This window comes from Paenibacillus abyssi (assembly GCF_014640295.1).
In the GTDB taxonomy this organism is placed as follows: domain Bacteria; phylum Bacillota; class Bacilli; order Paenibacillales; family Paenibacillaceae; genus Paenibacillus_D; species Paenibacillus_D abyssi.
The window spans coordinates 1-22,777 of record NZ_BMGR01000025.1 but is presented as its reverse complement, the minus strand read 5'-3'; the positions used below and the strand labels follow the sequence as shown (position 1 = coordinate 22,777).

The following is a 22,777-nucleotide window of genomic DNA, read 5'->3' as shown; positions in this document are numbered from 1 at the left end:
TTTCGTACCAAACCTATATCGGAGGTGGACTACATGTCTGCTTATCATCCATTAACCGAACAAGAAGCGATTGAACTCGCGCAGTCGCTCTCGAATTTTTTTCCCGAAGGCGCCAAGCTCCAGTCCCGTGAAATCGGGGACGGCAACTTAAACCTGGTATTCCATATCAGCGATCCTGCCACCGGTAAAAGCCTCATTATGAAACAGGCGCTCCCATACGCCAAGGTTGTCGGCGAATCATGGCCGCTAACATTGGATCGGGCTCGCATTGAAAGTGAGGCGCTAATTATTGAAGGAAAGCTTGCACCTGGACTTGTCCCTCAAGTATACCATTACGATGCAGATCTCGCACTAACGATCATGGAAGATCTTAGCGATCACGTGATTATGCGCCGCGGCCTCATTGAATGCGGACGGTATCCGAAATTTGCTAACGACATATCCGAATTTCTGGCGAACACGCTGTTCTTCACTTCCGATCTGGGAATGAACCAGCAGCAGAAAAAGCTCCAGGTACAGAATTTCATCAATCCCGAATTATGCAAAATAACGGAAGATCTAATTTTCGACGATCCATACACCGTTTCGGAGAACAATAATTTCGAGGATGCGATAGCGGATGAAGCCGAAGCGCTCCGCGCCGATACTGCACTTCATCTCGAGGTCGCCCTGCTTCGCCAAAAGTTTCTGACAAATGCCCAGGCGCTGCTCCATGGTGATCTGCACACCGGAAGTATCTTCATTACACCGGAATCGACGAAAGTGATTGATCCTGAGTTTGCCTATTATGGACCAATGGGCTTTGATATCGGCGCTGTTCTCGCTAATCTGCTGCTTAACTATGCCGGACAAGAGTATTGGAGCACCGAGGACAGAGCGAGAGAGGAATATCGCGCTTATCTGCTCGATACGATTCAAGCGATCTGGACACAGTTTGACCAGAAGTTCCGCGCCTTATGGGACGAGCATGGCGTAGACCGGATGGCCAACGAGACGGAAGACTTCCAAAACTTCTATATGCAAAGCTTGCTTCAGGATTCCATCGGTTATGCAGGCTGCAAAATGGTCCGGCGGATTGTCGGCCTTGCCCATGTCGCTGACATTGATAAAATTCCAGATCCGGAAAAACGCGAAAAAGCCCAGCGGCTTGCGCTTGCAATCGGAAAAGCATTGCTTAAATGGAACCGAAAAGCCGCTTCGATCGATGAAGTGTTGGAAATCGCCAAGAAAGGAGTATAACAGCTATGACCACAACGAATTCAGCATTACAATCCGTCATCTGGTCGTCAGACCATATCGAACTGCTCGATCAGCGCCTGCTTCCGGAAGAGATTGTGTACATTCCGCTCACTACACCTGAGGATGCCTGGGAAGCGATTCGCCATTTAAAAGTTAGAGGAGCACCTGCAATCGGCATTACGGCAGCTTACGGCGTCGTACTGGGAAGCCGGGAGTCTAATACGTCTGTCGATGCATGGCTAAGCGATGTGAATAAACACGCGGAATACTTAGCCACCTCTAGACCGACTGCCGTTAATTTGTTCTGGGCGCTCGATCGGATGAAGGCCGCTGCGGACAAGCTCGCTGCAAGCGGTGATTCGCTTGAGGCTTGTAAGGAAAAATTGCTTCAGGAAGCAATTTCCATTCAAAGTGAAGATGAAGAAACAAACCGGTTAATTGGCGAACATGCATTGGAATTGTTCAAGGACGGTATGGGCGTGCTCACGCATTGCAATGCCGGAGGATTGGCTACATCCAAGTACGGAACGGCTCTTGCTCCCTTCTATCTGGCGCAAGAGCAGGGAATGTCGCTTCGCGTATTTGCCGATGAGACGCGCCCGGTGCTGCAGGGAGCCCGATTAACCGCCTTTGAATTACAGCAGGCCGGCGTCGATGTCACCCTGATCTGTGACAATATGGCCGGCATGGTAATGTCCAAGGGCTGGATCGATGCCGTTATCGTAGGCACCGATCGTGTAGCCGCTAACGGAGATGTCGCCAACAAAATCGGTACCTACAGCGTCGCAGTATTGGCGAAGGCCCACGGCATTCCATTCTATGTGGCTTGTCCGATGTCGACGATCGATTTGAATACGCCAACAGGCAGCGACATCCCAATCGAAGAGCGTCCTGCTGAAGAAATTACAGAAGGGTTAGGCAAACGGACAGCTCCGCAGGGCGTGAAAGTGTTCAACCCTGCTTTTGATGTAACGCCTAACGAGTATGTTACAGCGATTATCACAGAAAAAGGCATCATCAAACCGCCTTACAACGTCAATCTGAAAAAGCTGTTCGAAACTTTATAATTCCGCCAATAACGAGGGGGTGTCCCATACGTCATCGATGATGACGATGGGATAGCCCCTCGTTGTTACACCATCAGTCTTAATGCATCTATGCCTATCATGCCAACATGAATGCCTATCTCTTCAGCTGCGATCGTTACGGACTCTAACGGCGCTTCCAGCAGTTCTTCCAATGTTTTCACCCCAACAGCCCTACCCGCAATAATGCCGCGTTCTTTCAACCGGTCATTTAATAAAGCGACGTCCAATGCGCCGCACATAATATAGCCTTTATCCGTCGAAACGGACAGCAAAGTCGTCTTGGGAAGCTTTACCTCGACGCCAAGCGCTGTTACTTCTCCTAATGAGCAAGGTACCATACGGATCATCCGCTCACCTCCCTATCCTTGGGATGATATCCTTTCAGAGCCGCTGTTCTAGCAGTATATGCACGTCTGTAATGGATGTGTTAGAAAATCGCCTCAATATCGTGCAATTATCACAAATAAAATCACAACGAAAAAGAAGGACTACATATATATGAATTTTGGTGATATGATTATAAATAACTAAGTAAGGGCGGGGGAATCAGTACAGAAATGAACAATAAAGGACAGAAAGCCTACTTATTCAATGTGGATTTATTAATAGAAGAGACAACAAATGCCCGGGCTTTCGAACAATTACTGCGTATTCTCAATAAGTCCGGCGTTTCCGATTTTCGGGTTAAAGGCGGCGTAGAATTAGGCAAGGTTATTGAACAATACATTCAATCCAACCCTTCCCCGACCAAAATTCATTCTCCCATGTTGACTAAGCAAGCTAAAATCGAGCAGCCCGTCGTAACGCAGGAGCTTGTCGCAGCACGCATCCAGAGTTATATTTCAGGCAACCGGCTGATTCGTCTCAACATTAACAAAGGCTTAGGGAAAAAAATGAGTATCCCTTGTCGAATCCTTAACTTTGATGAGTCCAAATTAATGCTAACCGTCTATCATGTCGATGAGAAACAGGTCTATACGTTCTCACTCAGTGAAATTGATGACTTCATTGAGTAATTGCGCAGCACGCATGCAGAATCAGCCGACAATGTCTATAATGACGTGGGATCCGATCGCGCGTGCATACAAACAAGAAGGCTCCGGCTATGCCGGGGCCTTCTTGTTTGTATGTACGTATCTGATTTGCGGACAATGGTTATCGAAGCAGGCCGGCGATTTGGTAATTAGGAACCGGAGGGCTCCAGAAGTAACCTTGCATCTCGTCACACATATGTTTTTTCAAAAATTGCATCTGTTCTTCAGTCTCCACACCTTCGGCAATGACCTGCAAATTCAAATTATGCGCCATCGCGATAATAGCAGCAACAATCGAAGCATTACCCGGATCATGCTGGATATCCCGAACAAAAGAACGGTCGATCTTCAGCTTGCCTATAGGGAGATTTTTTAAATAATTGAATGAGCTGTACCCTGTGCCAAAGTCATCGATACTGATGCCTACTCCGAGTTTGGTTAGCTCTAGCAGGCATTGCGTAGCACGATGCACATCCATCGTCATCGTTTCTGTAATTTCCAGCTCCAGATACTGAGGCGATAATCCGGTCTCTCTCAGAATACTGGAAACTTTTTCAATTAAATTCTGCTGCATAAATTGGCGAATCGACAAATTCACGGATACCGGCACAGCCTTCAAGCCCGCATCCTGCCAAGCTTTATTCTGGCGGCAAGCTTCCTCAAGCACCCACTCTCCAAGCTGCACAATCATGCCGCTCTCCTCGGCAAGCGGAATAAAATGCCCCGGCGGAACCATCCCGCGTTCCGGATGCTGCCAGCGCACCAATGCTTCCAAACCAACAATCTCACCCGTGTTCAAATGATATTGCGGTTGATAATGCAGCAAAAATTCATTCCGCTGCAAACCTTGCCTGAGCTCATGCTGTAAAGTAAGACGTTCGAGCGATGAATTATCCCATTCCTCACAGTAGAGCATGCCATCGTTTCGCCCATTTTCCTTCACTTTCCCCAGCGCCATATCAGCTTTCTTCATGAGCATGCTCGGATCGTTCTCAATTCGGTTCGTCACCACTCCGATGCTTGCAGTCACATGAAAGGGAAAGCCCTGCAGCTCGAACGGCTCCTCCAGTGTATCCAACAAGGACCTCGTCTTGTTCATTACATCTTTATCGGAGTCAACATTGGCGAATAATACGGCGAATTCATCGCCTTCCATTCTTGCGACCATATCCTGCTCGGACATCACACGCGTTAGCCGTTCGGCGACCTGCATGAGAAGCATATCGCCAAACTCGCGTCCGAAAGAATCATTTACAAGCTTGAACCGATCCACATCCAAATACAGCAAACCAATCAATTGGTTATTATGCGCGGATCTTTCCAGTGTCTCATTCAAGTGCGTCATAAACATGCGCCTGTTAGGCAGTCCAGTCATATCATCGTAATACGCCATGTACCTTATTCGCTCTGTGTTTCTTTTGCGGTCGCTCAAATCTTGTCCAAAGAGCAATGCTCCTGTCACGCGTCCATTCTCCATCATCGGTGCACTCACGATTTGAATTTCCAGTGGAAATCCTGACTTATGCATCACTGTAACAGGGGTTTGCTGCATCATTCCATGCAGCGTCTTCTCAAATCTCTCTAGGGTATGCTGTCTGTTGACAGCCTCCAGCAATTGCGGGAATGATTTGCCGAGCAAGTCCTCTCTTTTGTATCCTAGCAAATGGATTGTTCCTTCGTTCACTTCAATGAAGTGCCCATCGCGGTCTAATACTGCCATGGGAAATGGACTGAATTTCATAATTGTCTGTGAAATCTGTATGCCCATATCAGGATAAGCTGTCTTGCTCTGACTGTTTTTTAGCAGAAGCTTCAAGCAGATAAACCCTGTTATAACGAAAACCACTGAGGTCCACATCGCATAGGAAGAAGACATGAAGCGATTGGAAAAGGTAATCCAACCAGCAACAGCTGCACAGATAAGACACGTAATCGTCCACGCTTCCCTTAAGAAAGGAACTACGGTTTTCCGTTGTATAGTCTTTGACGTTAATTCTCTCACCGTCACGCGTGAACATCCTTTCCCACCAAAGTGAATCGTAATGCCTTGGATTAATTATAAACGAAATTTACCATCTGGTCATCGTATTTTTCGACAAAAAATGACGACAGAAAAGATGATTGATACATAGTATTATTTATTAATGCGTTGACGCCAAGCAGCAGAAGCGAACATGATCCACCCTGCGATAAAGGCAACGCCGCCAAGCGGCGTAATCATGCCAAGCTTGGTAAAGCCGCTTAAGCTGAGCACATATAAGCTGCCTGAAAATAATACAATACCAATCATGAGCAATCTCATGGCCCAGACTACCGCTCGCATCTCGCCGAGACGCTCGGCAAATGCCGCAATAAGCAGAATGCCCAGCCCGTGATACATATGATATCGAACACCGGTTTCAAATACGGTCAGCATATGCTCGGACAACCGTGCCTCCAAGCCGTGTGCACCGAATGCGCCCAATACAACGGCGAGCATTGCGTGAACCGCTCCATAAGCTGCATATTTTAGATACATCTGTTGTTTCCACCTTCCTAAATTTGGTGTATAATTCTACAAGACTAAATAAAAGGAGCTAAGAATGATGGAACAGGATCACATGCAACCCAAAGACCAATCCGCTGCTTCACCCGCTATGAATCCTATCCCTCCGCTGTCTAACTATCCGCATGAAACGGAGGCGCCGAAGAAGCAATCCGGACTCGGCATCGCTTCATTCATTATCGGGATCATCAGCATCCTTGGGATTATTGCGTTTGCTTTAACTGCAGCGGCAGGGGTAAGCGACCTTGTGAATACAAACGGCACGATCGATATCGAGGATCCGGAAGCGATTGAAATGAGTACGGCGCTTATTGTGTCCGGCATTATGATGTTCGTCACGCTGGCACTCAGCTTTGTCGGGTTAATACTCGGCATTATCGGGCTTGTCATGAAGAACCGCCGCAAAGTATTCGCGATCATCGGCGTTGTCCTGAACGGTCTGCTCGTTTTTGGTTTCGGTGCCCTGATCATAATCGGCATAGCCATGGGAACCGGTATATAACGAAGTCTTGAACAGGTTATACATACCACTAATTATAGCAATAACGATGACTGGTTGAAAATTAGCGGCCGTTCTCCCGGAAATTCCACCGGGATGAACGGCCGCTGTAATTTCAAGTGAATTATTTCAGCACAATCATGGTCCGGCTGTAGCCTTCCTTCGTCTTGCTTACCTCCAGCACAGCCGGGAATGCCTGCTTCAGCTCCTGCACATGGGAGATGACACCAATCATTCTGCCGGCCCGCTGGAGATCAATTAACGTCGTAATTGCCTTATTAAGCGATTCCTCATCCAGGGAACCAAATCCCTCATCGATAAACATCATCTCTATAGAGACGCCACCTTGGTGCGACTGGATGACGTCGGTCATGCCAAGCGCCAAGCACAGCGAGGCGTTGAATTTCTCGCCGCCGGAGAGCGACTTTACATCCCGGTTCTGTCCGGTATAAGCATCATACACATCAAGGCCAAGCCCGCTCTGCCTTCCCCGCGCTTCAAGGCGGTCGCTGCGCTGCAGCATGAACTGCCCACCCGATAAGTCACGAAGCCGGACATTTGCCGCGTACAGGATCTGCTCTAAGTATTCAATTAAGATGTAACGCTCAAATGAGATTTTCATTGCGTTATCCCCCTTGAGCATCTGGTAAATATCCATCACCTGTTCCAGCTGGACCTCCAGCTCCCGTACTCGCGCATAAGCGGAAGAAATAGCTGCTGCAAGCCGGTCCGCCTCCTGCCGGTAATGACGCGCGGATTGCAGCCTGCTTGCGGTTTGCTCCGATCTCTGTTTCAATAGGGCGATACCTTCGTTCAAAGCTGTAAGATCGACCGGCAGCTTACCGGAAAGCTCCGTTTCCAGTTCCGAAATCTGTTGTCCCAATGTGAAAAACATCGTATTGAACAAGCGGATTTGTTCTTTTACCGCTTGCCTTTTGGGTTCAGGCAGCTTTGCAGCCAAATAGGTCTCCATGGAGATAAATCCGGCTCTCGTGCGTTCATGCAGGAACCGTTCACTGGTCTGCTGCCAATTGGATTCCATCTCCTCCAGCTGCCTTTGAAGAGACTCCAGCTTTGCCTTTTCCTCAGTCAGCATGGTCTGCACAAGTTGGATGCGCTCTTGAGCTGCCTTCCAGCCTGCAGCGAGCTCCGCTTCTATGGATTGCTGCTCCTTTAGATGAAGCTCCAGCTCATGAGGCGAACGCAGCGGCTCCGGTATTCGTGCCAGCTCATTATCCAGTAGAGATTGCTTCGTGCTCCGCTCAAGCATCTGCTGCTGCTGCTCTGCCAGAATACGTTCTTTATCCCCTTGCAATGCTTCGATCGCGCCATCCAGCCGCTCCAGCTCCGCTCTAAGCTGGCTAAGCGTCGCCGCTTGCTCCTTCAGCCTATCCGTTTCCGCTCTGAGACGTTTTCCTTCAAGCTCGGCATCGTTTAGCTGCTCCAGCAAATGTGCCGGATCTATGCCATAAGCTGACATCTCGGCACTTTTTCCTTCTATGCCGGAGGATGCCGCCGCCGCTTGGGCTTTCGCCTCATGCAGCTCGCTTTCCGCATGCCGCAGTTGCTCTTTCATCTGCTGCAGCGCTTCGCGGGATGGCATCTGCTCGCCCGCTTCGGCTTTCTGAGGATGCACTTCGCTGCCGCATACCGGACACGGCCTTCCGTCATGCAGGTGAGCTGCAAGCATTCCGGCTTGCCCTTCGATCCACAGCTGTTCCATGCTGTCATGCTCCGCCTTGAGGCGGCCCACCGTTAGTTCCCGCTGCTTCTCATCGCGCTTGAATTGCGCAAGCTGCTTCTCCAAATCAACTAATATCCTAACCAAGTTATATTTGTTGCGCATATGATCCAGCCGTTCCAGCTTTTCCGGCAATCCGGCATTCTCAGCCTCTAACTGCTTGATCCTGTCGCCGGTTTCACGCTTTCCTACACGGGAGGAAACAAGCTTGGCTTCGATTATCTCCAGCTTTGACAAGCAGTTCGTCTCTTCGGCCAGCAAGCGCTGCACTTCAAGCCGTTTCGCTTCGAGCGTCTGCACGAGCGGCACCAGCTCCGTCAAGCGTTGCACCTCAAGCACCGCTTGACGCCGCTGCGCCTCTTTCGCTTCTTCAACACGATATTGCTCCTGTGCCTGGGCGAAACGGAGTGTGGCTGCTTCCACGTCCAGACGTTTTGCTTCAACCTCGCGCTGCTTCCCTTCCGCACTTCGCTTCGCAAGGTATTCCTGTTCTTCGTAAGGCTCGATCCTTGCTGCCTGCTCCGCTAATTCAAGCTCTTGCTCAAGCTGTGTGATTTCCTGCTTCTGAAGTTGCATCTCCTCGTGCTTGGCACGCCTTTGGGCCAGCTCATCGAAGCGACTGTTGAACGACAGAGCATGCCGCAGCTGTACCTCCTGCTCATCCAACTGTCCAGTGAGCGCAGCCTTTTCCGCTTCCGCATCCTCAGCAAGCCGGCTGTAATAAAGCTTCTCCTCCAATAATCCTTCCATCACTTGAGCCGCACTGCGAAACTCTTGCTGCAACGTAGCAAAGAGAGGACTCTCTTCACGCTGCGGCAAGGTCTCTTCCGTTTGCTTGACGTAGATGTCTACCTTTAACGACGCATCCTTCAGCGCGTCTTTCAGCTCCCTGTTTTTCTGCTGAAAACGATCCTCCAGCTTTTGATATAAACCGGTACGGAAAATACGGCGCAAAATTTCTTCCTTGTTCTCGGTATCCGAGGTCAGCAATTTGCGGAATTCTCCTTGCGGCAGCATGACAATCTGGCTGAACTGTTCCTTTGTCAGTCCAATAACCGCCTCCAGCTTGCTGTTCACATCCGCAATTGTGAAGCGGTCGACACAAGGCACTTCTTGCCCGGAGGATAACTCATACAGCTCCACCTTGCCGCCTGTTTCGCTCTTGTTGGAGCCTTTGCGGTGAGCCATTTGCCGGAATACCCGAAATGTGCGCTTCCCTACAGCAAAAGTGAAGTCGACAGACATATGCTGTTCTTCATCGGCAAAATGACTGCGCAGCATACGCGGCTCTGCCCGGTCCTCCCCACTCGCAGAGCCGTATAACGCAAAGCAAATCGCATCGAAGATCGTTGTTTTGCCTGCGCCCGTATTGCCGGATATCACAAACAGCCGCCGGTCTTCAAGCTGAAGGAAGTCAATCGTCTCCTTGTCGCGATAAGGCCCGAAGGCCGTCATGGTCAGTAAAATCGGCTTCATCAGGCATCTTCCTCCTCACGCAATACATCAGAATAGGCTTCGGCGAACAGCCGCTTCTTCTCATCGCTAAGCGGCATGCCTTTTACCTCCTGATAGAAAGCCGAGAACAAGGATACCGGGTCGGCATTGCGGCGCTCCAAGGTCCCTTCTTCCCGATCCGTATCTCCCTTGGCTCCAATAAATGCTGTAACCCGGCGTTCAACATGCAGTGCGTTCGGGTATATGGCCCTTACCTTTTCCATCGGAAAAAGCACCGGGTTATCATTCATCAGCGTAACGAATACATAATCCTCACTGATATCGTGGGTTTCGAGCTCTTCGATGGATGCGGAGATCCGGCGGACGTCCCGCAGCGGCTTCAGCTCGCGCTTATCCACATGAACTGAACCGTCCCCGCTCAGCTCCACGATGTAGAAGCCTTTGTTATGGTGTTCCTCGGATATCGAATATTTCAAAGGCGATCCGGCATAGCGGATATTTTCCTGCTGCACGTAATGGGCTTGATGAAGATGGCCAAGCGCCGTGTAATGGAATGCCTTGAAATAATCAGCCTTCACATACTCGGCTCCGCCAATGGCCAGCGGCCGCTCCGATTCACTCGTATTTTGCTGCGGCTCACCCCCAGGAGTCACGAAGGCATGCCCGACAAAAACATGTCTGGCCGATTTGTCCATAGCCGATTCGATCCGGGATACAATGGCGCGCATTGCCTCGTCATGTGTGCGGATCCCGTCTTCGCCGAATGTATAACGCACTTGAGCCGGATCGGCATACGGCACCAGATGGAAATGCACCGCTCCGCTCTCATCATGCAGTACGACCGGCTTCATCCCTGGTTTAAGCTGCCCGGCGAGATGCAATCCGCGGCCTTCCATAATTTTCGTTGCAAAGTTAAGGCGATCCGGGCTGTCATGATTGCCCGAAATCGCCAATACCGGTGTATTTAAATCAATGACGATTCGCTCCAGCAGCTCATCTAATAGATCGACCGCATCCGTCGGCGGAACCGCCCTGTCATAAAGATCCCCCGCAATAATAACCGCATCCGGCCGTTCTTCCTCAACCGCCATAACAAGCTGCCGCAACACATGCCGTTGATCTTCAGTCATATATATGCCTTGAATCAATTTGCCGAGATGCCAGTCGGCTGTATGAATGAACTTCATGCTATGTAACCTCTCTTTCCTTCATGCTTCCTTTCCTAGAAACCCTATACTAAAATAATTCGCTGTCCGCCAGCCAAAATCCTATGTCGAATCGGATTCTCTTTGCACGAAACGCATTGTAACTTTTGGCATTACAGCCATATCTTCCATCGAATGTAAGTTTCATAGAAACAGGCTCATATTGATTCACATAACCTAGAAGGACTTGAATATATTGAATACAATAAGACAATCGCAGAGGAGGGTTCTGTATGACAAAGCCGTTGTTTATCGTATCCCGTGAAGACTGGTCCCTGCACCGCAAAGGCTACCAGGATCAAGCCCGCCATCAGCAGAAGGTCCGAGAAGCGATCAAGAAGAACCTGCCTGACCTCGTATCCGAGGAGAACATCGTCATGTCGGATGGCAAGCAAATTATTAAAGTCCCGATCCGCAGCCTGGATGAATACCGTTTTGTGTACAATCACAACAAGAACAAGCATGTAGGCCAAGGCGACGGCGACAGCCAGGTTGGTGACGTGCTCGGAGTAGATCCGACACCGGCAAAGAAAGGCGGCAAGGGAGAAGGCGCGGGAGAGCAGCCGGGCGACGATGTCATTGAAGCGGAAATCAGTCTGGCGGAGCTGGAAACGATGCTGTTCGAGGAGTTGGAGCTGCCGTTCCTGACTCAGAAGGACAAGGATCAGCTCGAAACCAAGGAAATCCGGTTTAACGATATCCGCAAGAAAGGGATTATGTCCAACATTGACAAGAAACGCACGATACTGGAAAATCTTCGCCGCAATGCGACTACAGGCCATCCCGGCATTCACGGTATTTCTCCCGATGATGTACGCTACAAAACCTGGGAAGAGATTATTAAACCGCAGTCCAATGCGGTCATTATCGCGATGATGGATACGTCCGGAAGCATGGGCAGCTTTGAAAAATATGTGGCGCGCAGCTTCTTCTTCTGGATGACGCGATTTTTGCGCCACCAATATGAGAAAGTGGACATCGTATTTATCGCCCATCATACGGAGGCCAAGGAAGTGACGGAGGAAGAGTTTTTCACACGCGGAGAGAGCGGCGGCACGATCTGTTCCTCCGCCTATATTAGAGCCCTTGAAATCATTGACAGCCGATATCCTCCGGCGCTCTATAACATTTATCCATTCCACTTCTCCGACGGGGACAATCTCACATCGGACAACGAGAAATGCGTCAAGCTGATCGGCGAACTGCTCAAACGGGCTAACATGTTCGGCTACGGCGAGGTGAATCAGTATAACCGCTCCAGCACTTTAATGTCCGCCTATAAAAATATTAATTTGCCAACGTTTCTCCATTATGTCATCCGCGAGAAAACGGAGGTTTATAATGCGTTGAAGTCATTCTTCCGCAAACGGGAGGGCGTCGTAAGCTAATAACAGTCAGAAGGGCGGGTTTTCCCGCCCTTCCGCTTTATGATGTGTGTCGCTGCATACCGGCATTTTATTCCTGGATCAGCTCCCGTCTTCCACGGGCGATCAGCATGGTACGGCAGGCGCTTGCCATGTTATGCCCCCAATCCCTTGTTATGCTGCCTTTCCTTTAGGCTAAGCAGCACAAAGACAAGCACTCCCGCCCATCCAAACAGTGAAGCGCCTGTTAAGAGCACGGACATCGATACACTTTCCGCCAAAGACGTACTCATCAATGGCCCGATTGAGCCCCGGATGCCGAATAACATCAGATGCAGGCCGAATACGACGGCTTCGCGACCGGGGGCAAGACGGAATACATAGGCCAATATTCCAATATCCCAAATCGCATCACCTATTCCCTGAATCCCGCTTCCGATTAGCACGGCCGGATAATTGCCGAATACCCCGTATAACAGTGGAACGATGGAAAAAGCTATGATCCCATAGACCAGCGTATGCTTGGCCGAAAAGCGGTCGATCACCCATCCGACAATGAAATAAGAAATCAACAAGCAGGAAAAATAGGCGACCCTGGCCATGCCAATTTCCACATTGCTTAGCTGCAGCCGGTCGACCTGGATGATCTGATAAAGCGGGCTGGCAAGTATATTTCCGAAACCGGATAACGTAGTTGCCAGCAAAAATACAGCCAGCTCCCGGTTTTGTTTCACCAGATTCCATTGCTCGCGCCAGCTTGCCCGCTTCGTCGCAATCGGACGGGCAGGAATCGCCTCGGATTCCTTCACCCGGCTGAACACGAGAATGGAGATTATACCTGTAGCTGCGGCAAATAAGAGCGGGCCCGTCGGGCCGGAAGCATCCGTCCAGCTGCCAATCGCAAAGGCCGTTGGAATCATCAGCAAACCCATGAGGACACGAGCGTTCCCCATCAGCTTGCCGCGATGCTCCGGCGGATAAAGACGCGTGATTAGCGAGGCGTATGCTGGTGCCTGAACCCCCATCAGCAGATGAAAGAACAGCGCCACCGTCACATAGATGACAGGCGTACCGAAAAAAGCCGGAAGAATAATGAGCGACCGCGCGATTAAATTCGGAATAATCATAAAAGGCTTTGGACTGGTCCGTTCAATCCATGCGGCCCACAGGGGTGAGAACAGCAAGCCGATCGCCGGAGCCGCAGCGAGGAAACCGACCTGGATATGTGACGCCCCTTGTTGAATGGCCATCGGGATGTAGAACTGATTGAATACAACATTAAAAAAGCTGAAGATGACGGATGCCCCGACATCATAACGGAAATTATGCCAGGCATGTTCGCCGAGCTGAAGTTTGAGCTTTGGGAAAAATATTCGATTACGTGCCATCGCCTGTCTCTACCCTTCTATTGATCGCCAAACGCGAGATAGCCATCCGTGCTTAAATTACACTTATGCATATAGTTGTAGAATCCCACGATTGCCTCATCTGCGCAAGAGGTAATTTTCAAATTTCTGTTTGAGCGATCTCTCGGGTGCTCAGATTGACGAAAACAAAAAGCCGGCATATGATCATGCCGGCTTTCCATTATCTATATAATCGGTTCCCATACGATTATGCGTACAGTCCGTGAATTAATCAGTCATTTTAACTTTTTCTATGGCATGTCCGCCAAATTCATTACGAAGCGCCGCAACCACTTTACCTGTGAAGGTGTCCTCGTCCAAAGACCGGTAGCGCATCAATAAAGACATTGCAATGACCGGCGTCGCAGCCTGCAGGTCCATCGCTTCTTGAACCGTCCATTTGCCCTCGCCGGAGGACTGCATGATTCCTTTGATCTCATCAAGCTTTGCGTCCTTTGAGAAGGAGCGCTGTGTCAATTCCATCAGCCAAGAACGGATGACCGAGCCATGGTTCCACACCTTGGCCACCTGCTCATAATCAAAATCGAATCCGCTTTTTTCCAATACCTCGAAGCCTTCGCCAATGGACGCCATCATGCCGTATTCGATCCCGTTGTGGACCATTTTCAAGTAGTGGCCGCTCCCAGCTTTGCCTGCATACAAATACCCGTTAGGGACGGACGTATCACGGAAGATCGGCTCCACGATCTGCCATGCTTCCGGGTCGCCGCCTACCATGTAACAGGCCCCATGACGGGCGCCTTCCATGCCGCCGGATGTTCCTGCATCCATAAAGTGAATGCCCAGCGTTCTCAATTGGTTGTAACGACGGATGGATTCCTTGTAATGAGAATTTCCCGCTTCAATCACAATATCGCCTTCGGATAAAAACGGCGTAATGTCACCCAGCACATTGTCTACTACAGAGTGGGGAACCATAATCCATATGATTCTCGGTGTTTCCAATGCTCCTGCCAGCTGCTCCAAGCTAGCCGCCCCCTGTGCGCCGTGGGACTGGAGCTCTTTTACCGCATTCGCATTCACATCAAATGCAACCACTTCATAGTTGTTGTCTGTTAGATTTTGACTTAAGTTGAATCCCATTTTCCCGAGTCCGATCAATCCGATTTTCATGTCTTTCTAACCTCCTGATGTTATACCTGTTGATAAACTTTTTCGCTTCGGCGGCTGCCGGCCTTATGACCGCTCTCATTCTGCCACCAGTGAAAGCCCTGTTCTTCTAATAAGGCATCAGCCGCATCCGGTCCGTATGAACCGGACGGGTAAGGATACAGAGGCAGGCGATTTTCCTGAAATGCTTCCAGAACCAGCTGCACCCACTCCCATGCCAGCTCGACTTCCTCCCAATGGGCAAAGAACGTTGCATCGCCTCTCAGCGCGTCAAACAGCAGCAGCTCGTAGCCGTCGGGCAGTTGATTGGCGGGCATTGAAAATTCCATATTAACAGGCTCCAGCTGTCCATTGTTCAATGCATTTTTCTGATTCAACTGCAGCGTTATTTTTTCATCCGGATTAATTTGAATCGTTAACCGGTTCGGTTCCGTTGGTTGTTCTCCGCTCCCATAGGGTTCCTTGATTCCGGCTTTAAATTCAATCACAATCCGAGTGGATTTATCCTTCATTCTTTTGCCCGTACGGATATAGAAAGGAACGTCCTGCCAGAGTGAATTATCAATCCACAAACGCGCCGCCACAAACGTATCTGTCATCGATGCCGCATCAACGCCGGGCTCTTCCCGGTATCCGACAGCAGGCTTCTCTTGAATGGCTCCCGCTCCATACTGGCCCCGAATGATGTGATGGGCTGCATCTTCTTTCGAGATCGGCCGAAGAGCCCTCAAGACCCCGATCTTTTGCTTGCGGATATTCCTCTCTGCCGATTGCATAGGGGAAGAAATAGCGGCGGTCATCATCAGCAGCTGCAGCAGGTGGTTTTGAAACATGTCCCGAATCGCCCCGGCACTGTTATAGTAACCGGCCCGCTCTTCCACGCCGACCGTTTCGCTCGCTGTAATCTGTACATTCGCGATGTGCCGATTGCTCCATAATGCGCCAAGCACCGGGTTCGCGGATACCAATGTTTCCAGGTTTTGCACCATCGGCTTGCCCAAGTAATGATCGATTCGATAAATTTCTTCTTCTTCAAACGATTTGCTTAATTCAGCATTTAACGCACGGGCCGATTTCAAATCATGTCCAAACGGTTTTTCGATAATCAGTCGCTTCCAGCCTGCTGTATCGCCTAACCCGCTCTCTTTAATATTTGAAGCAATGACATCAAAAAATTCCGGAGCAACGGATAAATAAAACATGCGGTTTTCAGGAATGCCCAGCTCTTGTTCCCGCTTCTGAACGAGCTTAAGCAGTTCAACGTATCCCGCTTTGTCGTTAACATCCAGAGCATAATAACGGAAGCAGCCAAGGAATGCCTTTAAAGCGGAATGATCTGATGGCTTGCGCCGTGAAAAGGTGTTAAGAGATTGTTCAACATAGCTTTGGAATTCCGCATCTGTAAATGGCTTCCTCCCCAACCCGATAAATGAAAAATGTTGCGGCATTTTTTGTTCCAGGAACAAGTTATAGAGCGCCGGAAATAACTTTCTTTTGGCTAAATCACCGGTTGATCCGAATAAAATAAAAGTTGCAGCATCCATGGTCTCACTCCCTTTATCTTGTCTGTAGTAAAATGATTGTGTACGGGTGTTAGACGGTACTAGCTTAGTATACATCCATTACTTATTTTTTCGTAAGTACGCACTTTTATATTACATAGTATCTAAAAATATACTGTCGATAACGATAGAATGAGAAAGCCATTAAAACAAACTCTAAGTATTTCTTTATTTAAAAATGCTCCAATACGATCTTTCCGATCGTTTTTCCCGATTCCAACATCTTATGAGCCTGACGGAGATTAGCCGCATTAATCGGTTCAAGGCGTTTAGCCAAAGTAGTGCGCAGCTCCCCGGCGTCGATTTTTTCCGCCACTTTATTCAGCAGTCGATACTGTTCGATCATATCTGCCGTCTCGTACATTGCTCTGGTGAACATGAGCTCCCAGACGAAGGTAACGCTTTTGTTTTTGAGCAGTGTAAGGTTTAATAGCGTATCCGTCTCAACAATCGAGCATATTTTACCTTGCGGTGCGATCGCTTCAGCCATATTCTCCCAATGCTGATCCGTCTGATTAAGGCAAAAAATATAATCCACCGATGTTAACCCTATTGCTTGTAGCTGAGGCACGAAAGGCTCATGGTGATTAATAATATGCGCGGCTCCGTGTTCCTTCGCCCATTGGACGGATTCCGGACGGGATGCCGTACCGACCACAGTCAACCCGGCCAGGCTGGCAATTTGAGTTGCGATAGATCCCACTCCGCCGGCAGCTCCGATAATTAAGATCGATTTGCCTTGATTTAGCGTTGTGTCCTGCGATACGCCCATCCGGTCAAACAGACCCTCCCATGCAGTAATCGCCGTTAACGGCAGCGCCGCCGCTTCTGCAAAGTCAAGGCTCGCCGGTTTTTTCCCCACAATCCGTTCATCAACCAAGTGAAATTCGCTGTTACCTCCCGCACGGGTAATGCTGCCGGCATAAAACACTTCATCCCCCGGTTTAAAAAGTGAGCAAGCTTCCCCAACAGCTTCAACCACCCCGGCGACATCCCAGCCCAAAATGCGGGGCGATGCTTCGGTGCGTTCCTTCGGCGAGCGCACTTTGGTATCCACAGGGTTAACGGAAATGGCTTTCACCTGCACGAGCAGATCGCGTCCTTGCGGGGCCGGCTTTTGCACTTGAACATCAAGCAGGCTTTCCGGGTGTTCAATCGGCAAATAGCGATGCAATCCTACGGCTTTCATTTGAGACATTCTCCTCAATCCCTTCCTTTTTGCTGATGCTTTATTTCCCCTGATTATACCATCACTATCAATTTCTATCGTTAACGAACTTGAATGCATCCCATTTTGTTCAGTGCTGCCTGAAGTGGCTGATTGGATACAGCTTTCCATCAATGGCAAAGGAAGCCCTGCCCGTTTCTTCGGAAAGGACAAGTACAAGCGCATCGCTTTTCTCCGATAACCCCAGTGCCGCCCGATGGCGGGTACCTATTTTTTCCATGCCGGGGAGTGAAGCGGAAAGCGGCAGAACGTTAGCCGCGGAAATAATCTTGTCCGCGCGGATCAAGACTGCCCCATCATGCAGCGGACTGCCGGGATTAAAGATCGATTCCAGCAAAAAATAGGTCAAGGCGGCATCGATCTGTGTTCCCGAATGAATCAACGGCTCGAGCGGGATCTTTCTTTCCACGACAATTAACGCTCCGAACCGCCGCTCTGCCAAATTTCGGAGCGTCATTGTTAGATCCATGTATTTATCCGTATAAGGAGACAAATAACACTGTAAATAAAAGGAGGAAGCGATTGCTTCACTATGTACGAATGTCTCCCGAATATCTTCAAACTTTTGGAGCAGACAGTAATTTTCGTCATCCAGGTCCGCCAGACAGGTTTCCATCCGGGTGACCAGTTGTTGTAAATCTGCTTTCAGTTGTTCTTTGACTGGGGACATGTCACAGTTCACGTATTCCATCGGTGCACCTCGGATTTATGATTTGAAAGATTCTCATGCTCATAATATCCGCCGGCCCCTTATCCCTTATACGGAGTAAAAATAATCAGGCTTTTAGCTTTTAGCTTTTAGCTTTTAGCTGCTCATTCTCAGTTGAGTCTGAAATATCAATAAGGTTAATGCACCCGGGACGAACGGAATGCACTAACCTTATTTTGTTTATTTCATTTTGGTTGCTCCCCGGTCTATTTGTTAAAAGTTTACTTTTTCCCCTTTAAACGCGGCAATGTACAGCTTCTTCAAGTCGTCTACGGATACTTCCCGAGGATTGGAAGGCGTGCACGGGTCATGAATGGCAGCCGCTGCCATCTGATCCACGTTCTTCTCAAATTCCTCTTCAGTGATGCCGTAATCCTTCAAGGTTAACGGAATATCCATCGCTTGGTTCAAGCGGCGGATCAGAGCGGTCAAGGAATCGATCAGCTCGTCCTCCGTTGTGCCGGCCAGCCCGAGAAAACGTGCAATTTCCGCAAAACGGGAGCCATCCGCCTTTTTATTAAAGTCGATCACATAAGGCAAATAAATCGCGTTGGCACAGCCATGCGGAATATTTAAGACTGCACCGCTCTTATGCGCCAAGCTGTGTACGATTCCCAGAAAGGCGTTTGAAAAGGCCATACCGGCCAGGCTGGAAGCATAGTGCATTTCCGCCCTCGCTTTTTTATCCCCGGCAAAGGATTTCTCAATATTCTCCACGGTAAGTTTTATGGAATACATGGCTACCGGATCTGTCATTGAGGTATGCATAGAAGACACGTAGGATTCGATGCCGTGCGTCAACACATCCATTCCAGTATAAGCTACAATCTGAGGCGGCATGGAATACGTCAGCTCCGGATCGATAACCGCAATATCCGGTGTGATATCATAACCAAATACCGGATACTTCGTTCCTGTTTCACGATCGGTAATAATAGAGAATGGCGACACATCCGTACCGGTTCCGCTTGTCGTGGAGATCGCGACAAAACGAGCTTTGCTGCGCAAAGCCGGCACCGGGGTCGGCGCTTTAATTTGTTCGAACGTTAAATCCGGGCGTTCATAGAACGTCCACATGACCTTAGCCGCATCGATCGGAGAACCTCCGCCTACCGCAATGATCCAATCCGGCTGAAATTGCTCCATTAATTGGGCGCCATTATGCACAGTTTGGACAGACGGATCAGGTTCTACGCCTTCAATCAGTTGGGTTTCAAATCCCGCTTCCGCAAGGTAGGATTCGATTTTTTGAAGGTAACCCGATTCTTTGATGGATTGGCCTCCAATGACGATCGACGCTTTTTTTCCCTGAATGGATTTTAATATTTCAAGGGATCCTTCTCCATAATAAATATCTCTTGGAATCGTAAACCTATGCATGTGTAAGATCTCCTTCGCTGAATAAGATAAGTACTACTTAAATAGGGCTTCCCTGGAGCGCTGGCATATATGCATGGACTCTACAGGTGACAGCTGCATGATCTATAATATATACTAAGCATTCATAATGGTAGTAGGCACTTATTTTTGAGATAGTATCCTATACCATACTATTGGATGGGAGAGAATACGGATGAATAGCGAATATCGTGCCGAAAGGCATGAGGAATTGCATCATGAAAAAAAATTAACGTTGTCCATCATAGAGGGAAAATGGAAGCTTATCATCCTGTGCCGGCTAGGGTTAAAAGGGGCCAAACGATTTACGGAACTTAAAAATTTGATTCCGGGCATTACCCAGCAAATGTTAACTAATCAGCTAAGGCAATTCGAGAAAAACGGACTGGTTCACCGGAAGGTCTATGCAGCTGCACCGCCTAAGGTTGAGTATTCCTTAACCGAGCAAGGAAGAAGCTTAATGCCGATCCTGGAATTGTTGGATGAATGGGGCAAAAGCAATCTGCCGCCCATCAAAGAAAACGACAAACACATTCATTGCGAGAAAGAACTCACTTTATCGGTTATTGAGGGGAAATGGACGCTCATTATATTGTGCCATCTAGGTTTGCAGGGGACAAAACGATTCTCAGAATTGAAACAGTCGATCCCGGACATTACGCAAAAAATGTTAACAAACCAGCTTAGAGAGCTGGAAGAGCATGGCATTGTGCATAGAGAGGCCTATCCGGTAATTCCCCCCAAGGTGGAATACTCTTTAACCGAACGGGGACAAAGCTTGATGCCGGTCCTTAAAAAGCTGGATGAGTGGGGTAAGAACTACAAAATAAAAGCATAGTAACGTTCAAAGGGGGCGTCCCAAGTCATTAGATTGGCTGAGGGACAACCCCTTCGTATTATTAGGTCAACCAGATTTACTGGTTGGCCTTCTTTTTCGGTTGTTTTAGACCTCTTTAACGGATTTATAATACTTGACGAATGCGCGGAGGAATAAACTTCCGTCTAAGGGAGAATTATGACAAGAAAAAAAGTGAGGGCAAGCCGCATAAAGTAGCCGTGATCGCTTGTGCCAACAAGTTATTACACCACGTCTACGCTATGCTCAAGAAAAGGCAGCCCTACACTTTTAATCGAATTCATTATCCATAAACTTCCGTATGACGGAGGTTTAATTTGTCATGTGTCATGCTTGAAAACATTATAACAAATTTCTGATCTCTTCACTAAGTGGTAGTCTTGACAATGTATTAGCTGGTTTTCAGATCATGCGCCTGACTGCGTCCATCCAGCCCCGGGTGGTGTGGCCATCGCGAAAAGCGCCGCAGCCGGGTGTGGACGGTCTGGTTTGGCAGAAGTAGGGATGGAAAAAAACCTCCCGCTAATTTTATCGGTTGAGCTCGTTTTATCCCTCGATACCCGAATTAACGGGAGGAATTCCAGTGAGCTTAATTAATAAAATCCAAATTCAATAAAATGCGATGCAGCATAGCCGCAGCTTCAGCGCGGGTGGCCGTTGCCTCAGGGCGGAAGAAACCATAGCTGCCCTGTACTATGCCCGCGTCTTTTACCGCAGCGATCGAATCTACTGCCCAGTGCGAAATGTCCGCTTCATCTTTGAAAGGCGCCAAGCCGGCTGCCATGCTCGGCTGCTCAGGCTGCCAACCAGCAAATTCAAGAGCATTGGCGACCATAACAGCCATTTCTTCTCTGGTGATAGCTTTGTTTGGTTCGAACCTTCCGATGTTATTCCCGTATGGCAAATGCTCCAGCAATCCTGCCTTAACGGCGGCAGAGACAGAAGAAGCGTACCAGTCGCTTGTACGGACATCGCTGTATCCGTTTGCTTCTGTACCGGTGCTCAGACCTAGCGCACGAACAAGCATGGCCGTAAATTCAGCACGGCTGACTTCCTTGTTCGGGGTAAAGATGCCGGTTGATGTGCCATTTAGCAGCAGTGAGGATGCCAATCGTTCGATGTCCTGCCGTGCCCAATGGCCCTTAATATCCGCGAACGTTTTGTTTAGTGACATGACACCATAAATGCTGTTGTGTGTCGTCCAGAAAGTAATGATAAGCTTCCCACTCTCTGTCCTCAGTGTAAATGGAACGAAAGACAGCTCGCCTGTGTCAGGATCATATACAAATGCTGTTGCCTGCCCCGCATCGATACCTTCCGGAAGCTCCATCGAACGGGGAACAAACTGGTTGTTGAAATCTTCCCAAGGCACAGTAGTTCCATCCGGCAAAAGAAGATTGACGTTAAATGAGACGCCCGGTGCCAGCAGTGTACCGTCCTCACCATCAACAGCCTCCGTTAACGAATCCTCCGACGCTTGATCCAATCTGGAAATCACGATAGAAATGGATGCGTTCGGGTTGCTTTGAATCATCTCTGCAAGCACCCCTGCCGGCAATGTATAGGTCACCCCACCGTTCTTGACCGTGATTGCCGCATTTTCCGATTCAGCTACCCACTCTTCCAATCCGCTTAACGGCATCTCAAGGTTAGCCGCATCAGCCGTACCTGAATAACTGAACGTTAGCTGCTCATGATCCGATTGACCGGACAAAGCACTGAGCATTCGCTGAATGAGCTGTTCGCTTACCGTAATAGTCGCAACCATTTGACCGTTAACCATCTGCAAGTTCACCTGATTGTTATTAGCAAGGAATAACGCGCCTTCATCGTTAACGGTAAAAGCCGGTGCAGGCGGCGGACCGGGAACGAAGACCGGCGTCGAAGACGCACGGTTTACGATAATCGTATAAACCTTCTTCGTCGTGCCGTCCTGCGCGGTGACCTCAATTGTGACGGTGTTGCCGCCTTCGCTGAGTGTTATCGGCGAGCTTGGCGAGCCACTTGTTACCGCCTCGTTATTCACCTTAACGGTTGCATTCGCATCCGCGGCTGTCGGCGTAACGGTGATGCTCGCTGTCCCATTGCCTACACTCGCGCTGTAACTTGCCGTACCCGCTGTAAACGCCGGGGTCAATGTTCCTGCAGACAAGGACAAACCGCTCAATTCCGCATTGCTGCTCGGCGCCGGCGGCGCTGATGCGCGATTGACTTCAATCGTGTATGTCTTCTTCGTCGTGCCGTCCTGCGCGGTGACCTCAACTGTGACGGTGTTGCCGCCTTCGCTGAGTGTTATCGGCGAGCTTGGCGAGCCGCT

At 49.3% G+C, this 22,777-nt stretch carries 18 protein-coding genes and 1 pseudogene; 7 read left to right on the top strand and 12 right to left on the bottom strand.

From position 1 onward, the window contains the following. Positions 1-33: 33 nt before the first annotated feature. Both mtnK and mtnA read left to right on the top strand, forming a co-directional pair. Entirely contained in the window at positions 34-1,239 is a 1,206-nt protein-coding gene (gene mtnK, locus IEW11_RS24125; protein ID WP_188533657.1) for an S-methyl-5-thioribose kinase, read from the top strand. A 5-nt stretch (positions 1,240-1,244) separates the two neighbouring features. Continuing rightward, the gene (gene mtnA / locus IEW11_RS24120) at positions 1,245-2,306 is read left to right on the top strand and encodes an S-methyl-5-thioribose-1-phosphate isomerase (protein ID WP_188533656.1); all 1,062 of its coding nucleotides are present in this window, start codon (positions 1,245-1,247) and stop codon (positions 2,304-2,306) included. Positions 2,307-2,371: 65 nt separating this feature from the next. Here mtnA and IEW11_RS24115 read toward each other — a convergent pair whose 3' ends face one another. After that, positions 2,372-2,674 (bottom strand): YunC family protein, encoded by a 303-nt coding sequence (locus tag IEW11_RS24115; RefSeq protein WP_188533655.1) that lies wholly within the window; start codon positions 2,672-2,674, stop codon positions 2,372-2,374. Between the two features lie 210 nt (positions 2,675-2,884). On the opposite strand from IEW11_RS24115, the gene IEW11_RS24110 reads away from it, so the two are divergent. Further along, positions 2,885-3,343 (top strand): hypothetical protein, encoded by a 459-nt coding sequence (locus IEW11_RS24110; RefSeq protein WP_188533654.1) that lies wholly within the window; start codon positions 2,885-2,887, stop codon positions 3,341-3,343. Positions 3,344-3,482: 139 nt separating this feature from the next. Here IEW11_RS24110 and IEW11_RS24105 read toward each other — a convergent pair whose 3' ends face one another. After that, complete coding sequence (locus IEW11_RS24105) at positions 3,483-5,177, bottom strand: sensor domain-containing protein (protein WP_229725656.1); 1,695 nt, start codon at positions 5,175-5,177, stop codon at positions 3,483-3,485. Between the two features lie 318 nt (positions 5,178-5,495). Further along, positions 5,496-5,879, bottom strand: coding sequence for a DUF423 domain-containing protein (locus IEW11_RS24100; protein WP_188533653.1), 384 nt, complete (start codon positions 5,877-5,879; stop codon positions 5,496-5,498). A 67-nt stretch (positions 5,880-5,946) separates the two neighbouring features. On the opposite strand from IEW11_RS24100, the gene IEW11_RS24095 reads away from it, so the two are divergent. Next, a complete protein-coding gene (locus tag IEW11_RS24095; protein ID WP_188533652.1) occupies positions 5,947-6,408 on the top strand; it encodes a hypothetical protein in 462 nt (153 codons plus the stop codon). A gap of 121 nt (positions 6,409-6,529) precedes the next feature. Here IEW11_RS24095 and IEW11_RS24090 read toward each other — a convergent pair whose 3' ends face one another. Both IEW11_RS24090 and IEW11_RS24085 read right to left on the bottom strand, forming a co-directional pair. Then, a complete protein-coding gene (locus IEW11_RS24090) occupies positions 6,530-9,622 on the bottom strand; it encodes an AAA family ATPase (protein WP_188533651.1) in 3,093 nt (1,030 codons plus the stop codon). After that, on the bottom strand, positions 9,622-10,788 hold the full coding sequence (locus IEW11_RS24085; protein WP_188533650.1) for an exonuclease SbcCD subunit D: 1,167 nt from the start codon (positions 10,786-10,788) through the stop codon (positions 9,622-9,624). Before IEW11_RS24085 ends, IEW11_RS24090 begins: the two co-directional genes overlap by 1 nt. Positions 10,789-11,039: 251 nt before the next feature. On the opposite strand from IEW11_RS24085, the gene yhbH reads away from it, so the two are divergent. Next, complete coding sequence (gene yhbH, locus IEW11_RS24080) at positions 11,040-12,194, top strand: sporulation protein YhbH (protein WP_188533649.1); 1,155 nt, start codon at positions 11,040-11,042, stop codon at positions 12,192-12,194. Between the two features lie 131 nt (positions 12,195-12,325). On the opposite strand, the gene IEW11_RS24075 is transcribed toward yhbH, so the two are convergent. From IEW11_RS24075 to IEW11_RS24050, 6 genes are all read right to left on the bottom strand, one after another. Next, on the bottom strand, positions 12,326-13,558 hold the full coding sequence (locus IEW11_RS24075) for an MFS transporter (protein WP_188533648.1): 1,233 nt from the start codon (positions 13,556-13,558) through the stop codon (positions 12,326-12,328). A 246-nt stretch (positions 13,559-13,804) separates the two neighbouring features. Beyond that, complete coding sequence (gnd, locus tag IEW11_RS24070) at positions 13,805-14,710, bottom strand: phosphogluconate dehydrogenase (NAD(+)-dependent, decarboxylating) (RefSeq protein ID WP_188533647.1); 906 nt, start codon at positions 14,708-14,710, stop codon at positions 13,805-13,807. Between the two features lie 20 nt (positions 14,711-14,730). Further along, positions 14,731-16,251 carry a glucose-6-phosphate dehydrogenase gene (zwf, locus tag IEW11_RS24065; RefSeq protein WP_188533646.1) on the bottom strand — a complete coding sequence of 507 codons (1,521 nt, stop codon included), beginning with the start codon at positions 16,249-16,251 and terminating at the stop codon, positions 14,731-14,733. 190 nt (positions 16,252-16,441) lie between these two features. After that, positions 16,442-17,467 (bottom strand): zinc-binding alcohol dehydrogenase family protein, encoded by a 1,026-nt coding sequence (locus IEW11_RS24060; protein WP_188533645.1) that lies wholly within the window; start codon positions 17,465-17,467, stop codon positions 16,442-16,444. 100 nt (positions 17,468-17,567) lie between these two features. Further along, a complete protein-coding gene (cdaS, locus tag IEW11_RS24055; RefSeq protein ID WP_188533644.1) occupies positions 17,568-18,188 on the bottom strand; it encodes a sporulation-specific diadenylate cyclase CdaS in 621 nt (206 codons plus the stop codon). A 231-nt stretch (positions 18,189-18,419) separates the two neighbouring features. After that, complete coding sequence (locus IEW11_RS24050) at positions 18,420-19,586, bottom strand: iron-containing alcohol dehydrogenase (protein ID WP_188533643.1); 1,167 nt, start codon at positions 19,584-19,586, stop codon at positions 18,420-18,422. Positions 19,587-19,779: 193 nt separating this feature from the next. Between IEW11_RS24050 and IEW11_RS25475 the strand changes: the two genes are divergently transcribed. Beyond that, on the top strand, positions 19,780-20,442 hold the full coding sequence (locus tag IEW11_RS25475; protein WP_188533642.1) for a winged helix-turn-helix transcriptional regulator: 663 nt from the start codon (positions 19,780-19,782) through the stop codon (positions 20,440-20,442). Positions 20,443-20,597: 155 nt separating this feature from the next. After that, a pseudogene (locus IEW11_RS25055) lies at positions 20,598-20,753 on the top strand (IS110 family transposase); the annotation flags it as partial. A gap of 296 nt (positions 20,754-21,049) precedes the next feature. On the opposite strand, the gene IEW11_RS24040 reads toward IEW11_RS25055, so the two are convergent. Next, positions 21,050-22,777: cadherin-like beta sandwich domain-containing protein (locus tag IEW11_RS24040; RefSeq protein WP_188533641.1), on the bottom strand; the 1,728-nt coding region annotated here is incomplete at its 5' end.

What these genes read in the sequence shown, in the direction of transcription:
- IEW11_RS24060 (WP_188533645.1), bottom strand. Translation starts at nt 17,467, where the DNA reads ATGTCTCAAATGAAAGCCGTAGGATTGCATCGCTATTTGCCGATTGAA.
- IEW11_RS24075 (WP_188533648.1), bottom strand. Translation starts at nt 13,558, where the DNA reads ATGGCACGTAATCGAATATTTTTCCCAAAGCTCAAACTTCAGCTCGGC.
- gnd (WP_188533647.1), bottom strand. Translation starts at nt 14,710, where the DNA reads ATGAAAATCGGATTGATCGGACTCGGGAAAATGGGATTCAACTTAAGT.
- zwf (WP_188533646.1), bottom strand. Translation starts at nt 16,251, where the DNA reads ATGGATGCTGCAACTTTTATTTTATTCGGATCAACCGGTGATTTAGCC.
- yhbH (WP_188533649.1), top strand. Translation starts at nt 11,040, where the DNA reads ATGACAAAGCCGTTGTTTATCGTATCCCGTGAAGACTGGTCCCTGCAC.
- IEW11_RS24050 (WP_188533643.1), bottom strand. Translation starts at nt 19,586, where the DNA reads ATGCATAGGTTTACGATTCCAAGAGATATTTATTATGGAGAAGGATCC.
- mtnA (WP_188533656.1), top strand. Translation starts at nt 1,245, where the DNA reads ATGACCACAACGAATTCAGCATTACAATCCGTCATCTGGTCGTCAGAC.
- IEW11_RS24100 (WP_188533653.1), bottom strand. Translation starts at nt 5,879, where the DNA reads ATGTATCTAAAATATGCAGCTTATGGAGCGGTTCACGCAATGCTCGCC.
- IEW11_RS25475 (WP_188533642.1), top strand. Translation starts at nt 19,780, where the DNA reads ATGAATAGCGAATATCGTGCCGAAAGGCATGAGGAATTGCATCATGAA.
- IEW11_RS24115 (WP_188533655.1), bottom strand. Translation starts at nt 2,674, where the DNA reads ATGATCCGTATGGTACCTTGCTCATTAGGAGAAGTAACAGCGCTTGGC.
- mtnK (WP_188533657.1), top strand. Translation starts at nt 34, where the DNA reads ATGTCTGCTTATCATCCATTAACCGAACAAGAAGCGATTGAACTCGCG.
- cdaS (WP_188533644.1), bottom strand. Translation starts at nt 18,188, where the DNA reads ATGGAATACGTGAACTGTGACATGTCCCCAGTCAAAGAACAACTGAAA.
- IEW11_RS24085 (WP_188533650.1), bottom strand. Translation starts at nt 10,788, where the DNA reads ATGAAGTTCATTCATACAGCCGACTGGCATCTCGGCAAATTGATTCAA.
- IEW11_RS24095 (WP_188533652.1), top strand. Translation starts at nt 5,947, where the DNA reads ATGGAACAGGATCACATGCAACCCAAAGACCAATCCGCTGCTTCACCC.
- IEW11_RS24110 (WP_188533654.1), top strand. Translation starts at nt 2,885, where the DNA reads ATGAACAATAAAGGACAGAAAGCCTACTTATTCAATGTGGATTTATTA.
- IEW11_RS24090 (WP_188533651.1), bottom strand. Translation starts at nt 9,622, where the DNA reads ATGAAGCCGATTTTACTGACCATGACGGCCTTCGGGCCTTATCGCGAC.